The following is a 12,049-nucleotide window of genomic DNA, read 5'->3' as shown; positions in this document are numbered from 1 at the left end:
TCAGCCCAGCGCGTCGTTCACCTGCTCCCTGAACTCGCTCAGGCTCACCGCCGCGCCGATCTCCCTCGGCAGCGCATCGCGCACCGAGAACACGCCCAGTACCTTCGCACCCGCCACCAGCGGCAGATGTCGAAAGCCCCGCTCCAGCATCAGCACCACGGCGTCGGACACCAGCGTCTCGGGCGGCACGCAGATCGGGTTGGGTGTCATCACCTCGCGCACCGAGGTGCCGTCGGGGTCCAGCCCCTTGGCGAGCACGCGGGTCATGAGGTCGCGCTCGGTCAATATGCCCAGCAGCGTGTCGGGAAGTTCCATGACGAGCACGCTGCCGCAGTTGGCGCGCGTCATCACGCATGCGGCGTCGCGCACGGTGGCCTGCGGGGCCACGCTGAGCACGTGCTTGCGCGAAATCGATTGGAAAACGGTGCGCTCGGACATGATGCGCCCTCCGTGAGTCGAACCCTGAATGGTGCCGCCGGCCGTTGCTCAGCGCAAGGAGGCGTTGAGCCGTTCCAGCGCCTGGGCGCCGGGGCACAGCTGTTGCGGCCCCAACGCATTGAGCGGCCGGTCGCAGGTGTTGAGTGCGGTGTGCAGGTCGGTGGCCAGCGGGTCGACGTAGAGCAGCCCCGTCACCACCTCGCCCATTTCGTGATGCCGCTGCATGTAGGCCATGGCGGCGAAGCGGTCGCCCGGGTCGTAGTCCGGGTGCAGGCTGCGCAGGCGCAGCAGCGTGCCGTCGTGCTGGCGCACGTCCATCACTTCGCCGGGCTCCATGTCCACGGCGATCTCCTCCCGCCCGCTGATGAAGTCGATGCGGCTCACTGCCTCGTTGTGCTCGCGGATGTAGTCGTAGCTCTTGGTGCTGCCCGGGTGGTTGTTGAAGGCCACGCAGGGGCTGATCACGTCGATGAAGGCCGAGCCTCCATGGCTGATCGCGCCCTTGATGAGCGGCACCAGCTGCGCCTTGTTGCCCGAGAAGCCCCGGCCCACGTAGCTCGCGCCGAGCTGCAGCGCCATGGCCACCAGGTCGACCGGGCTGTCGGTGTTGACCACGCCCTTCTTGCTCTTGGAGCCCTGGTCGGCCGTGGCCGAGAACTGGCCCTTGGTGAGGCCGTACACGCCGTTGTTCTCCACGATGTAGGCCATGCGCACGCCGCGACGCATGGCGTGCGCGAACTGGCCCAGGCCGATGGAGGCCGAATCTCCGTCGCCCGAGACGCCGAGGTACAGCAGGTCGCGATTGGCCAGGTTGGCCCCCGTCAGCACGCTGGGCATGCGGCCGTGCACCGTGTTGAAGCCGTGCGATGCGCCGAGAAAATAGTCCGGCGTCTTCGAGCTGCAGCCGATGCCCGAGAGCTTGGCGACGCGATGCGGCTCGATGTCGAGCTCCCAGCAGGCCTCGATGATCGAGGCCGAGATGGAGTCGTGACCGCAGCCCGCGCACAGCGTGGAGATCTTTCCTTCGTAGTCGCGCCGCGTGTAGCCGACCTTGTTGGTGGCCAGCGTCGGGTGGCGCAGCTTCGGCTTGGCGAGGTAAGTCATGCGGCCTCCTTCGCGCCGGTCGTGGTGTTGCCTTGCACGTTCGCCTTGCCGACGTGCGCATCGATCGCCTGCACGATGAAGCGCGCGGTGATGGGCGTTCCGTCGAAGTGCAGCACCCGTACCAGCTTCGCCGGATCGGCATCCAGCTCGTTGACCAGCAGGCTGCGCATCTGCGCATCGCGGTTCTGTTCCACCACGAACACGCGCTCATGCTCGGCCAGGAACTGCACCACGCTCTCCGGGAACGGAAAGGCCCGCAGCCGCATCGCGTCCAGGTGGATGCCGCGCCCTTCCAGCTCCTGCAGCGCCTCGTGCATGGACGGGCTGGTGGAGCCGAAATAGATCACGCCGAGCCCGGTCTTCTGGGCAGCAGGCCGCAGCACCGGTTGCGGCACCAGCGTGGCCGCGGTCGCGAACTTCTTCAGCAGCCGCTCCATGTTGTAGATGTAGTCCGGTCCGCGCTCCGAGTAGCGCGCATAGGCATCGCGCGTCGTGCCGCGCGTGAAGTAGCTGCCCTTGGTCGGGTGCGTGCCCGGCAGCGTGCGCCAGGGGATGCCGTCGCCGTCCACGTCCTTGTAGCGGCCGAAGTCGCGGCCCGCCTCCAGCTCCTCGGCGGTCATGACCTTGCCGCGGTCGTAGGCCTTGCTGTCGTCCCACTCGAAGGGCTTGCACAGGCGCTGGTTCATGCCGATGTCGAGGTCGGTCATCACGAACACCGGCGTCTGCAGCCGGTCGGCCAGGTCCAGCGCCGCGGCGGCATGCTCGAAGCACTCGTGCGGGTCTTCGGGGAAGAGCAGCACATGTTTGGTATCGCCGTGCGACGCATAGGCGCAGCAAAGAATGTCGGCCTGCTGCGTGCGCGTGGGCATGCCGGTCGAAGGCCCGCCGCGCTGCACGTTGATGAGAGTGACCGGAATCTCCGCGAAGTAGGCCAGCCCGATGAACTCGGTCATCAGCGAAATGCCCGGCCCCGAGGTCGCGGTGAAGGCCCGCGCGCCGTTCCATCCGGCACCGACCACCACGCCGATCGATGCGAGCTCGTCCTCGGCCTGCACGATGGCGAAGCGGTGCTGGCCGGTGGACTGATCGACGCGGAACTTGGTGCAGTACTTCTGGAAGGCCTCGGCCACCGATGACGACGGCGTGATCGGATACCACGCGGCCACCGTCGCGCCGCCGTACACGCAGCCCAGTGCCGCCGCGCTGTTGCCGTCCACGAAGATCCTGTCGCCCACCCGGTCGGCGCGCCGCACCTTCAGCCCCACGGGCTCGCGCAGGTTCTCGCGCGCGAAGTCGCAGCCCAGGTGAAGGGCCTGCACGTTGGAGGCGAGCAGTTTCTCCTTGCCCTTGTACTGCTCGCCGAAGAGCTTCTCGACCACCTCGGGCTCGATGCCCAGCAGGACGGCCAGCGCGCCCACGTAGACGATGTTCTTGAACAGCTGCCGCTGGCGCGGGTCCTGGTAGACGGCGTTGCAGATCTCGGTGAGCGGCATGCCGATCACGCGGATGTCGTCGCGGAACTTCGAGGGCGGCAATGGCCGCGTGCTGTCGTAGAAGAGATAGCCGCCGGGCGCCAGCTCGGCGACGTCGGCGTCCCAGGTCTGCGGGTTCATCGCCACCATCATGTCGGTGCCGCCGCGCCGGCCCAGGTGGCCCTCTTCTGTCACGCGCACCTCGTACCAGGTCGGCAGGCCCTGGATGTTGCTGGGGAAGATGTTGCGCGGGCTCACCGGCACGCCCATGCGCAGGATGGCCTTGGCGAACAGCTCGTTGGCCGATGCCGAGCCTGAACCGTTGACGTTGGCGAACTTGATGACGAAGTCGTTGACCGCCTCGATCTGCTTCATGCGGTCTCCTTCCGGCTTTGCTCCGGGGTCTTTTCCTGCCCGGCAAGCGTCATCTTCAGCAGGAACTTCTGCATGTCCCACGCGCCGGTCGGGCAGCGTTCGGCGCACAGGCCGCAGTGCAGGCAGACGTCCTCGTCCTTCACCATCACGCGGCCCGTCTTCAGCCCGCCGGATACGTACAAGTCCTGCGCCAGATTGAGCGCGGGCGCCTTCAGGCGCGAGCGCAGCCCCTCTTCATCGGAGTTCTCGACGAAGTTGATGCAGTCCATGGGGCAGATGTCCACGCACGCGTCGCATTCGATGCAGGCGGGCTCGTTGAACACCGTCTGCACGTCGCAGTTGAGGCAGCGCGCGGCTTCCTTGAAGGCGGTGGCGGCGTCGAAGCCCAGTTCCACCTCCACCCGGATGCTGGCCAGCGCCGCCTCGGCCTTGGCCCACGGCACCTTGTAGCGAAGGTCGTTGGAGGTGTCGTTGTCGTAGCTCCACTCATGGATGCCCATCTTCTGCGACACCAGGTTGGTCATCGGCGGCGGGCGGACCTCGATCGGCTCCGCGCGCAGCAGCTTGTCGATGGACACCGCGGCCTCATGGCCATGCGCCACGGCGGTAATGATGTTCTTCGGCCCGAAGGCCGCGTCGCCGCCGAAGAACACGTTGGGCACTGTCGACTGGAAAGTGTTCGCGTCCAGCACCGGCAGGCCCCACTTGTCGAAGTCGACGCCGCAATCGCGCTCGATCCACGGGAAGGAATTCTCCTGGCCCACCGCCACCAGCACTTCGTCGCATTCGAAGTAGGCCTCGGGCTCGCCCGTGGGCTCCAGCGTGCGGCGGCCCTTGTCGTCGTACACGGCCTTGACGATCTCGAAGCGCATGCCCACGAGCTTGCCGTTGTCGTGCACGAAGGCCTTGGGCACGTGGAAATTGATGATCGGAATGCCCTCGTGCGCGGCGTCCTCCTTCTCCCAGGGCGAAGCCTTCATCTCCTCGAAACCGCTGCGCACGATGACCTTCACGTCGCTGCCGCCGAGGCGCCGCGCCGAGCGGCAGCAGTCCATGGCCGTGTTACCGCCGCCCAGCACGATCACGCGCCGGCCGATGCTGCTCACATGGCCGAAAGAGACGGAGCTCAGCCAGTCGATGCCGATGTGGATGCTGGCTGCGGCTTCCTTGCGGCCCGGAATGTCCAGGTCGCGCCCGCGTGGCGCACCGCAGCCGACGAAGATCGCGTCCCAGCCCTGCCCCATCAGCGCCTTCATCGAATCGATGCGCTCGCCGCCGCGGAACTCCGCGCCCAGGTCGAGCACGTAGCCCGTCTCCTCGTCGATGATCGACTCGGGCAGGCGAAAGCGCGGTATCTGTGTGCGGATGAAGCCGCCGGGCTTGGCTTCGCCGTCGAACACCGTCACCTCATAGCCCAATGGCGCCAGGTCGCGCGCGACGGTGAGCGAGGCCGGCCCCGCGCCGATGCAGGCCACGCGCTTGCCGTTCTTCGGCACGGGCCTGGGCATGCGCGCGCGCACGTCCTCCTTCATGTCGGCGGCCACGCGCTTGAGTCTGCAGATGGCGACCGGCTCCGGGGCCTCTGTATTGCTTTCTTCCACACGCCCGCGCCTGCAGGCCGGCTCGCAGGGCCTGTCGCAGGTGCGCCCCAGGATGCCGGGGAAGACGTTGGAGACCCAGTTGACCATGTACGCATCGCCGTATCGGCGCTGCGCGATCATGCGTATGTACTCGGGGACGGGAGTGTGCGCCGGGCAGGCGTACTGGCAATCGACGACCTTGTGAAAGTAGGCCGGGTTGGCAATGTTCGTTCGCTGCAACACGTGTCTCCTGGCTGTCGCCCGGAACCCCGCAGGGGCCGACGAGTGGCTTGTGGCGCTTTTGGCGGAGTATGCGCCGCTCAGGCTGGAGCGCAAGCTTGGTGAAATCCCGCAGCTTTCCAGGCCGCGGAGAGGCTCACCCGAGCGCGACCGCGAACAGCGCCTCGATCAGCGGCCGTTCCCTTCGGATGGAGAGACAGCACAGCGAATAGCTGATCGACAGCTGGTCGTCGTCGATGGCGACCGCCGCCAGGCCCGGCAGCGGAATGAACTCCACCTGCGTGACGAAGGACACGCCCATTCCGTTGGCCACCGCGTGCTGGATGCCCTCGCGGCTGTTGATCTCCATCGCGCAGTGCAGGTTCACCGCCCGCTGCCTGCAGGCGCGCTCGACACGGTGCCGGGTCTTGGAACCGGGCTCGCGCATGATGACCGTCTCGCCCTCGATGTCGCGGGTGGCGATGGACTTGCGCTTCGTCCATGCATGGCCTTCGGGCACCACCGCGACGATGCGCTCCGTGCGATAGGGCTCGATGTGCAGGCCCTCGGCCGCGGCCGGATCGACGACGATGCCGACGTCGATGCTGAAGTCCTGCAGCCCCCGCAGGGTGGACTCCTCCGAACCGATCGACACCGTGATGTCCAGCGGCGGATGAGCCTCCTTGAAGTTGCGCGCCAGCTCCATCGCGATGGGCGGCGACACTGCGCCGACGCGCACCAGCCCCACCTTCAGCTTGCGCGCGCTCTGCAGGAAGAGCATGGCTTCCTCTTCCTGCCCGAACAGGCCCTGCGTGATGGCATAGAGCCGCTCGCCCGCTGCCGTGAGCTTCACGCTGCGGCCGCTGCGCAGAAAGAGCTCCACGCCGAAGCGGGTCTCCAGCGACTTGACCTGATCGGTCACCGTCGGCTGCCCGATGTGCAGGTACTGCGCCGCCGAGGTGAAGCCGCCGGTCTTCGCCACGGCATGGAAGCATCTGATCGATTTGTAGTACTGGTGGAACATGGATTCGGGCCCCGGGGGAACAGAGCCTCTCACAGGCAACGACGCCCGCGAATGGGCGCTTTCCCCCGGATCGCGGCAGCGCGGCAGCGGGGCGGAACATTCATCCATCGGTTTTCGACCATGCGCGCACCGGAAATGCGATTGGACGTAATCCGGGACGGCTTCGACACTGCCTCCCACGGAACGCGCGGCACAGCGCGATGCACAAGCAGAGAAACGGACAACCGCCGACACGAGACAAACCCGATGCCCCACGCATACCACAACCCCGTATCCATCCACAGCGGTCGAGGCAGCCTTGAACGCCTCCCGTCGATACTCGCCGGCCGCCGCGTCGCGATCGTCACTTTTCCCGAAGCGCGCGAGCTCGGGCTGGTCGAGCGACTGCAGAAGCTCCTGCCCGCCTCGCTGGTCGAGGTGATCGACGACGTGCGCCCCAACCCCGACGTGGCGCACCTGAGCGCCCTGTACGACCGCTTCTGGCAAACGCCCGGCGCCTGCGACGCGATCGTGGCAGTCGGTGGCGGCAGCGCCATCGACACCGCCAAGGCGCTGATGGTGGGCACGGCGAGCGGCCGCTTCGACGAACTGGTCGATCTGCTGGCGGCCGGCAAATCCTTCGAGCCTGCCAGCGTCAAGCCGCTGATCGCCGTGCCGACGACGGCCGGCACCGGCAGCGAGGTGACGCCGTGGGCGACGATCTGGGACACCGCCAGGCAGAAGAAGTATTCGCTGCACCTGCAGGCCACCTGGCCCGAGGCGGCCATCGTCGATCCGGAGCTGATGCTCTCGGTGCCGGCGGGCACCACCGTCTCGACCGGGCTCGACGCGCTGTCCCACGCACTGGAGTCGGTGTGGAACGTGAACGCGAACCCCGTTTCCGACACCTTCGCCATCTCCGCCGTGCAGGACATCTTCGAGTGCCTGCCGGCCCTGGTCGGGGACCTTTGCAACATCGAACTGCGCGAGCGCATGGCGATGGCCGCGCTCAAGGCCGGGCTCGCGTTCTCCAACACGAAGACGGCACTGGCCCATTCGATTTCGTACGAGATGACGCTGCGCTACGGCCTGCCTCACGGCATCGCCTGCTCGTTCACGCTGCCCATCGTGCTCGAGAAGGCCTGGGCGCGCTCGCCCGATCGCGACCGCACGCTGCAGCGCCTGTTCGGGCCCGACCTGCGCGCCGGCGCACTGCGGCTGCGCGGCTTCCTCCAGGGGCTGGGCGTGAAGACCGAGTTCGCGGACTACGGCGTGGCGGACGCCGAGGCCGCCGCCATGATCGCGCGCGCCATGGACGGGGCGCGCGGCAGGAACTTCATCGGCGCGATGTCGGCCTAGCCGGCCGAAGCCGCAGAGCCCGAGAAAAAAACGCCGGCGCCAAGGCCGGCTCCACGGGTCCAGGCCCGTCAAGCACAGGAGACAAAAATGCAATTGGCGAACCAGGGTTTGCAGACCGGCGCGTACGCGCAGCCCCACGAGCTTTCATTCCGGCGCGCGCAGTGGCGGATGCTGCTGGCAGCGATGTTCTGCTACCTCTTCTTCTACACCGGCCGCCAGACCTTCGGGTTCGCCATTCCGGGGCTGCAGAAGGAATTCGGGCTGTCGAAGGAGGTGCTGGGCTGGGCCTCGGCCAGCCTTCTGTGGTGCTATGCCATCGGCCAGGCGATCAACGGCAACCTCGCCGACAAGTTCGGCGGCCGCCGCGTGATGACCGCAGGCGCCGTCCTGTCCTGCGCCGCCAACTGGGTGGTGAGCTTCGCGGTCGGCTTCAAGACGCTCGCGATTCCATGGGGTGTCAACGGCTACTTCCAGGCGCTCGGCTGGGCGCCGGGCAGCCGCCTGCTGTCGAACTGGTGGGGCACCGGCGAGCGCGGCAAGGTGTTCGGCTTCTACACCTTCGCGGCGGGATGCGCGTCGATCCTGTCGTTCGTCACCTCCATCGTGGTTGTCAACGTGCTGCACCTGGACTGGCGCTGGATCTTCAGGCTGCCCGTGCTGCTGATGCTGGTGGGCGGCATCGCGTTCTATCTGATCGCCCGGGAGCGCCCCGAGGATCTGGGCTTCAAGTCGCCCGACACGGGCATCGCCAACGCGGAAGACGCGAAGGCCGCAGCCTTGCAGCACACGCCCGAAGAAAGCTCGTGGAGCCGCTACAAGGCCGTGCTCTGCAACCCGAAGCTGCTCATCGCCGCGCTCGCCATCGGCTTCCAGAACGCCGCGCGCTATGGGCTGATCGTCTGGGTGCCCGTGCACTTCCTGGGCAAGGACTGGAGCAAGATGGCCGACGGCATGATCGATCCGGTCTGGATTTCGGTGGCGCTGCCGGTGGGCATGGCCTTCGGCGCGCTCACCAACGGCTGGATCTCCGATCGCGTGTTCGGCTCGAAGCGCTACAAGGCCATCGTGCTCTACATGCTGCTGGGCGCGGCCGCCTCCATCGGCATGTACCTCACGCCCACGAGCATCGCCGGCCTGGCGCTGCTTTTCCTTGCGGGCTTCTTCGTCTACGGCCCCGCCTCCTCCTTCTGGGCGCTGTGCCCGGACCTCGTCGGAGCCAAGCGCTCGGGCACGGCCACCGGCGTCATGAACTTCTTCTCCTACCTGCTGGCGGGCCTGGGAGAGCCTCTCATCGGGCGGCTGCTGGACCACTCGGGCAGCACGTCGATGGTCTTCCCGATCGTCGCGACCGCATGCCTCGTCAGCGCGGCCATCGCGGTCTTCATCCGGCGCTGAGGCAGGCCGCCTTCCCCTTCCCTTCATTCATTCGATCCATCTACATCAAGGAACCCTCCGCCATGAAACCCGAATCGCTGGAAGTCAACGCCCGCAGCTACCGCTGGATGAGCCGCCCCGTCGTGGTCGTGTGCGTCGACGGCTGCGAGCCCGCCTACCTCGACGCAGCCATCGCCGCTGGCGTGGCCCCGTACATCGGCCGCATGAGAAAGACCGGCGCAGACCTGCTGGCCGACTGCGTGGTGCCTTCATTCACCAACCCGAACAACCTGTCGATCGTGACCGGCGCGCCGCCTGCGGTGCACGGGATCTGCGGCAACTACTTCTTCGACCGCGAACTGGGCCAGGAAGTGATGATGAACGACCCGAAGTACCTGCGCGCCGGCACGGTGCTGGCGGCCTTCGCGGACGCCGGCGCCGAGGTCGCCGTGGTGACCGCGAAGGACAAGCTGCGCAAGCTGCTGGGCCACCGCATGAAGGGCATCTGCTTTTCGTCCGAGAAGGCCGACCAGGCGAGCGTCCAGGAGAACGGCATCGACGGCGTGGTCGCGATGGTCGGCATGCCGGTGCCCTCGGTGTACAGCGCGGAGCTGTCGGAGTTCGTATTCGCGGCCGGCGTGAAGCTGATGGAGTCGCGCCGCCCCGACCTGATGTATCTGTCGACCACCGACTACGTGCAGCACAAGGCCGCGCCGGGCAGCCCGGCCGCCAACGCCTTCTACGCGATGATGGACCGCTACCTCGCGCAGCTGGACACGCTCGGTGCCACCATCGTGCTCACGGCCGACCACGGCATGAACGACAAGCACGACGAGCGGGGCGCGCCGAAGGTCGTCTACCTGCAGGACGTGCTCGACGAGTGGTACGGCCAGGACGAGGCGCGCGTCATCCTGCCGATCACCGACCCCTACGTGGTGCACCACGGCGCGCTCGGCTCCTTCGCCACCGTGTACGCGCCCGACGAGGCGCGCGTGCCGGGCTGGATCGACCGCCTGCAGCGCCTGCCGGGCATGGAACTCGTGCTTTCGCGCAAGGAAGCGGCGGCCCGCTTCGAGCTGCCGCCCGACCGCATCGGCGACATCGTGGTCGTCAGCGAGCGCAGCACGGTCATCGGCACCTCCGCGAGCCGGCACGACCTGTCGGCGCTGGAGGTGCCGCTGCGCTCGCATGGCGGCGTCTCGGAGCAACGCGTGCCGCTGATCTGCAACCGCCCCATCGCCGGCATCGCCTCCGAGCGCCGGCTGCGCAACTTCGATGCGCTCGACCTCGCGCTGAACCACGCCCAGTAACCCGCCGCAACACCCGCCATGAACCAGCCACTGCAAAAAACCGCCGGGATCCATCACGAAGCCCTGCGCATCGCCGGCGAGCGCGTCTACCGCGACGAGGTCATCGAGGTGACCTATCCCTACACCGGCGAGGTGATCGCCACCGTGCCGAAGGCGACGCTGTCGGACGTGCGGCGCGCCTACCGCATCGCCTGCGACTACAGGCCCACGCTCACGCGCTACGAGCGCTACCGGATCCTGATGCGTGCGGGCGAGATCATCGCCTCGCGCCTGGACGAGATCTCGCGCACCATCACGCTGGAGTCGGGCCTGTGCCGCAAAGATTCGCTCTATGAAGTGGGCCGTGCCTCCGACGTGCTGCTTTTCGCGGCCAACCAGGCCCTGGTGGACGACGGCCAGGTGTTCTCCTGCGACCTCACGCACCACGGCAAGAGCCGCAAGGTCTACACGCTGCGCGAGCCGCTGCAGGGCGCGATCACCGCGATCACGCCATTCAACCATCCGCTGAACCAGGTGATCCACAAGGTGGCGCCTTCGATCGCCACCAACAACCGCATGGTGCTCAAGCCCAGCGAGAAGACGCCGCTGACGGCCTTCATCCTGGCCGACATCCTCTACGAGGCGGGCCTGCCGCCGCAGATGCTGTCGGTGGTCACGGGCGACCCGAAGGAGATCGCCGACGAGATGCTCACCAGCGCCGACGTGGACCTCGTGACCTTCACCGGCGGCGTGGCCATCGGCAAGTACATCGCGGGCAAGGCGGTGTACAAGCGCCAGATACTGGAGCTGGGGGGCAACGACCCAATCATCGTGATGGAGGACGCCGACGTCGAGGAAGCCGCGACGCTGGCCGCCAGCGGCTCTTACAAGAACTCGGGCCAGCGCTGCACGGCCATCAAACGCATGCTGGTGCACGAGGCGGTGGCCGACCAGTTCGTCGAGCTGCTGGTGCGCAAGACGAAGGCGCTGAAGTACGGCGACCCGATGGACCCGCACACGGACATGGGCACCGTGATCGACGAGGCCGCGGCGAAGCATTTCGAAGCAGTGGTCGACGAAGCCATCGCAGGCGGTGCGAAGCTGCTGTACGGCAACGTTCGGGATGGCGCGCTGTACTCGCCCACGGTGCTCGACCACGTGGAACCCGGCATGCGCGTCGTAAAGCACGAGACCTTCGGGCCGGTCTCGCCGGTGATCCGCTTCTCCAGCATCGAGGAGGCCATCCGCATCTCCAACGGCACGGCCTACGGCCTCTCGTCGGCAGTGTGCACGAACCGCATGGACTACATCACCTGCTTCATCCGCGAGCTGAACGTGGGCAGCGTGAACGTGCGCGAGGTGCCGGGCTACCGGCTGGAGCTCACCCCCTTCGGCGGCATCAAGGACTCGGGCCTGGGCTACAAGGAAGGCGTGCTGGAGGCGATGAAGAGCTTCACCAACACCAAGACTTACTCGCTGCCATGGTGATCCGGGAAGCCGCCCTTCGGCGAAGCCATCTGCGCCGGGAGGGCGATTCCCCCATTGCGGTCTTCATGCGCTCACAATGTCCGCCGGTTACTCCACGGGACGACACCATGAGCGTTTTGCACATGTTTCTACCGGTATGCGAGCCGGCGCGCAGCGAGGCGCTGGCTCAGTTGCGGAAGACGCACCACCTGCCCCGCCACCTCGTCAAGGGCATTGCGATAAGGCACCACGCCGGGAGCGAACAGGCCGGCGCGCCCGACGCGCAGCAGGCCCAGCTGCAGGCACAGACACCGCCGCAGGAAGCACAGGCACAGGCCTCGCCGCAATAGCTCCGGCCTCAGCCGGGCC

Annotated in this window: 10 protein-coding genes; 5 read left to right on the top strand and 5 right to left on the bottom strand. The window is 67.2% G+C overall.

Annotated features, from left to right (window positions below; genetic code table 11):
* The 5 genes from ABL843_RS09715 to ABL843_RS09695 all read right to left on the bottom strand — a co-directional run bounded on the left by ABL843_RS09715 (position 1) and on the right by ABL843_RS09695 (position 6,212).
* Positions 1 to 438, bottom strand: a complete 438-nt coding sequence (locus ABL843_RS09715) for a CBS domain-containing protein (protein WP_184635955.1) — start codon at positions 436 to 438, stop codon at positions 1 to 3.
* 48 nt (positions 439 to 486) lie between these two features.
* Positions 487 to 1,542, bottom strand: coding sequence for a 2-oxoacid:ferredoxin oxidoreductase subunit beta (locus ABL843_RS09710; protein WP_126024593.1), 1,056 nt, complete (start codon positions 1,540 to 1,542; stop codon positions 487 to 489).
* Positions 1,539 to 3,389, bottom strand: coding sequence for a 2-oxoacid:acceptor oxidoreductase subunit alpha (locus ABL843_RS09705; protein ID WP_418119715.1), 1,851 nt, complete (start codon positions 3,387 to 3,389; stop codon positions 1,539 to 1,541). The genes ABL843_RS09710 and ABL843_RS09705 overlap by 4 nt, the downstream gene beginning before the upstream one ends.
* Entirely contained in the window at positions 3,386 to 5,209 is a 1,824-nt protein-coding gene (locus ABL843_RS09700; RefSeq protein ID WP_418119714.1) for an FAD-dependent oxidoreductase, read from the bottom strand. The genes ABL843_RS09705 and ABL843_RS09700 overlap by 4 nt, the downstream gene beginning before the upstream one ends.
* A 136-nt stretch (positions 5,210 to 5,345) precedes the next feature.
* Positions 5,346 to 6,212, bottom strand: coding sequence for a LysR substrate-binding domain-containing protein (locus ABL843_RS09695; protein ID WP_418119713.1), 867 nt, complete (start codon positions 6,210 to 6,212; stop codon positions 5,346 to 5,348).
* A gap of 246 nt (positions 6,213 to 6,458) precedes the next feature.
* On the opposite strand from ABL843_RS09695, the gene psrA reads away from it, so the two are divergent.
* The 5 genes from psrA to ABL843_RS09670 all read left to right on the top strand — a co-directional run bounded on the left by psrA (position 6,459) and on the right by ABL843_RS09670 (position 12,030).
* Complete coding sequence (psrA, locus tag ABL843_RS09690; RefSeq protein WP_418119712.1) at positions 6,459 to 7,550, top strand: iron-containing alcohol dehydrogenase PsrA; 1,092 nt, start codon at positions 6,459 to 6,461, stop codon at positions 7,548 to 7,550.
* Positions 7,551 to 7,637: 87 nt separating this feature from the next.
* The gene (locus ABL843_RS09685) at positions 7,638 to 8,945 is read left to right on the top strand and encodes an MFS transporter (RefSeq protein WP_418119711.1); all 1,308 of its coding nucleotides are present in this window, start codon (positions 7,638 to 7,640) and stop codon (positions 8,943 to 8,945) included.
* Between the two features lie 62 nt (positions 8,946 to 9,007).
* Positions 9,008 to 10,234: a phosphonoacetate hydrolase gene (gene phnA / locus ABL843_RS09680; RefSeq protein ID WP_418119710.1), complete on the top strand. Its 1,227-nt coding sequence runs from the start codon at positions 9,008 to 9,010 to the stop codon at positions 10,232 to 10,234.
* 18 nt (positions 10,235 to 10,252) lie between these two features.
* Positions 10,253 to 11,701, top strand: a complete 1,449-nt coding sequence (gene phnY, locus ABL843_RS09675; RefSeq protein WP_418119709.1) for a phosphonoacetaldehyde dehydrogenase — start codon at positions 10,253 to 10,255, stop codon at positions 11,699 to 11,701.
* 107 nt (positions 11,702 to 11,808) lie between these two features.
* On the top strand, positions 11,809 to 12,030 hold the full coding sequence (locus tag ABL843_RS09670) for a hypothetical protein (protein ID WP_240650786.1): 222 nt from the start codon (positions 11,809 to 11,811) through the stop codon (positions 12,028 to 12,030).
* Positions 12,031 to 12,049: the final 19 nt, after the last annotated feature.

Origin of the sequence: Variovorax sp. 350MFTsu5.1 (genome assembly GCF_048302515.1) — a bacterium.
Lineage (GTDB): Bacteria > Pseudomonadota > Gammaproteobacteria > Burkholderiales > Burkholderiaceae_C > Variovorax > Variovorax guangxiensis.
This window is presented reverse-complemented; position numbering and strand designations above follow the sequence as displayed.

Coding starts and splice junctions, on each gene's coding strand:
- ABL843_RS09715 (WP_184635955.1), bottom strand. CDS start 438: ATGTCCGAGCGCACCGTTTTCCAATCGATTTCGCGCAAGCACGTGCTC.
- ABL843_RS09710 (WP_126024593.1), bottom strand. CDS start 1,542: ATGACTTACCTCGCCAAGCCGAAGCTGCGCCACCCGACGCTGGCCACC.
- ABL843_RS09705 (WP_418119715.1), bottom strand. CDS start 3,389: ATGAAGCAGATCGAGGCGGTCAACGACTTCGTCATCAAGTTCGCCAAC.
- ABL843_RS09695 (WP_418119713.1), bottom strand. CDS start 6,212: ATGTTCCACCAGTACTACAAATCGATCAGATGCTTCCATGCCGTGGCG.
- psrA (WP_418119712.1), top strand. CDS start 6,459: ATGCCCCACGCATACCACAACCCCGTATCCATCCACAGCGGTCGAGGC.
- ABL843_RS09685 (WP_418119711.1), top strand. CDS start 7,638: ATGCAATTGGCGAACCAGGGTTTGCAGACCGGCGCGTACGCGCAGCCC.
- phnA (WP_418119710.1), top strand. CDS start 9,008: ATGAAACCCGAATCGCTGGAAGTCAACGCCCGCAGCTACCGCTGGATG.
- phnY (WP_418119709.1), top strand. CDS start 10,253: ATGAACCAGCCACTGCAAAAAACCGCCGGGATCCATCACGAAGCCCTG.
- ABL843_RS09670 (WP_240650786.1), top strand. CDS start 11,809: ATGAGCGTTTTGCACATGTTTCTACCGGTATGCGAGCCGGCGCGCAGC.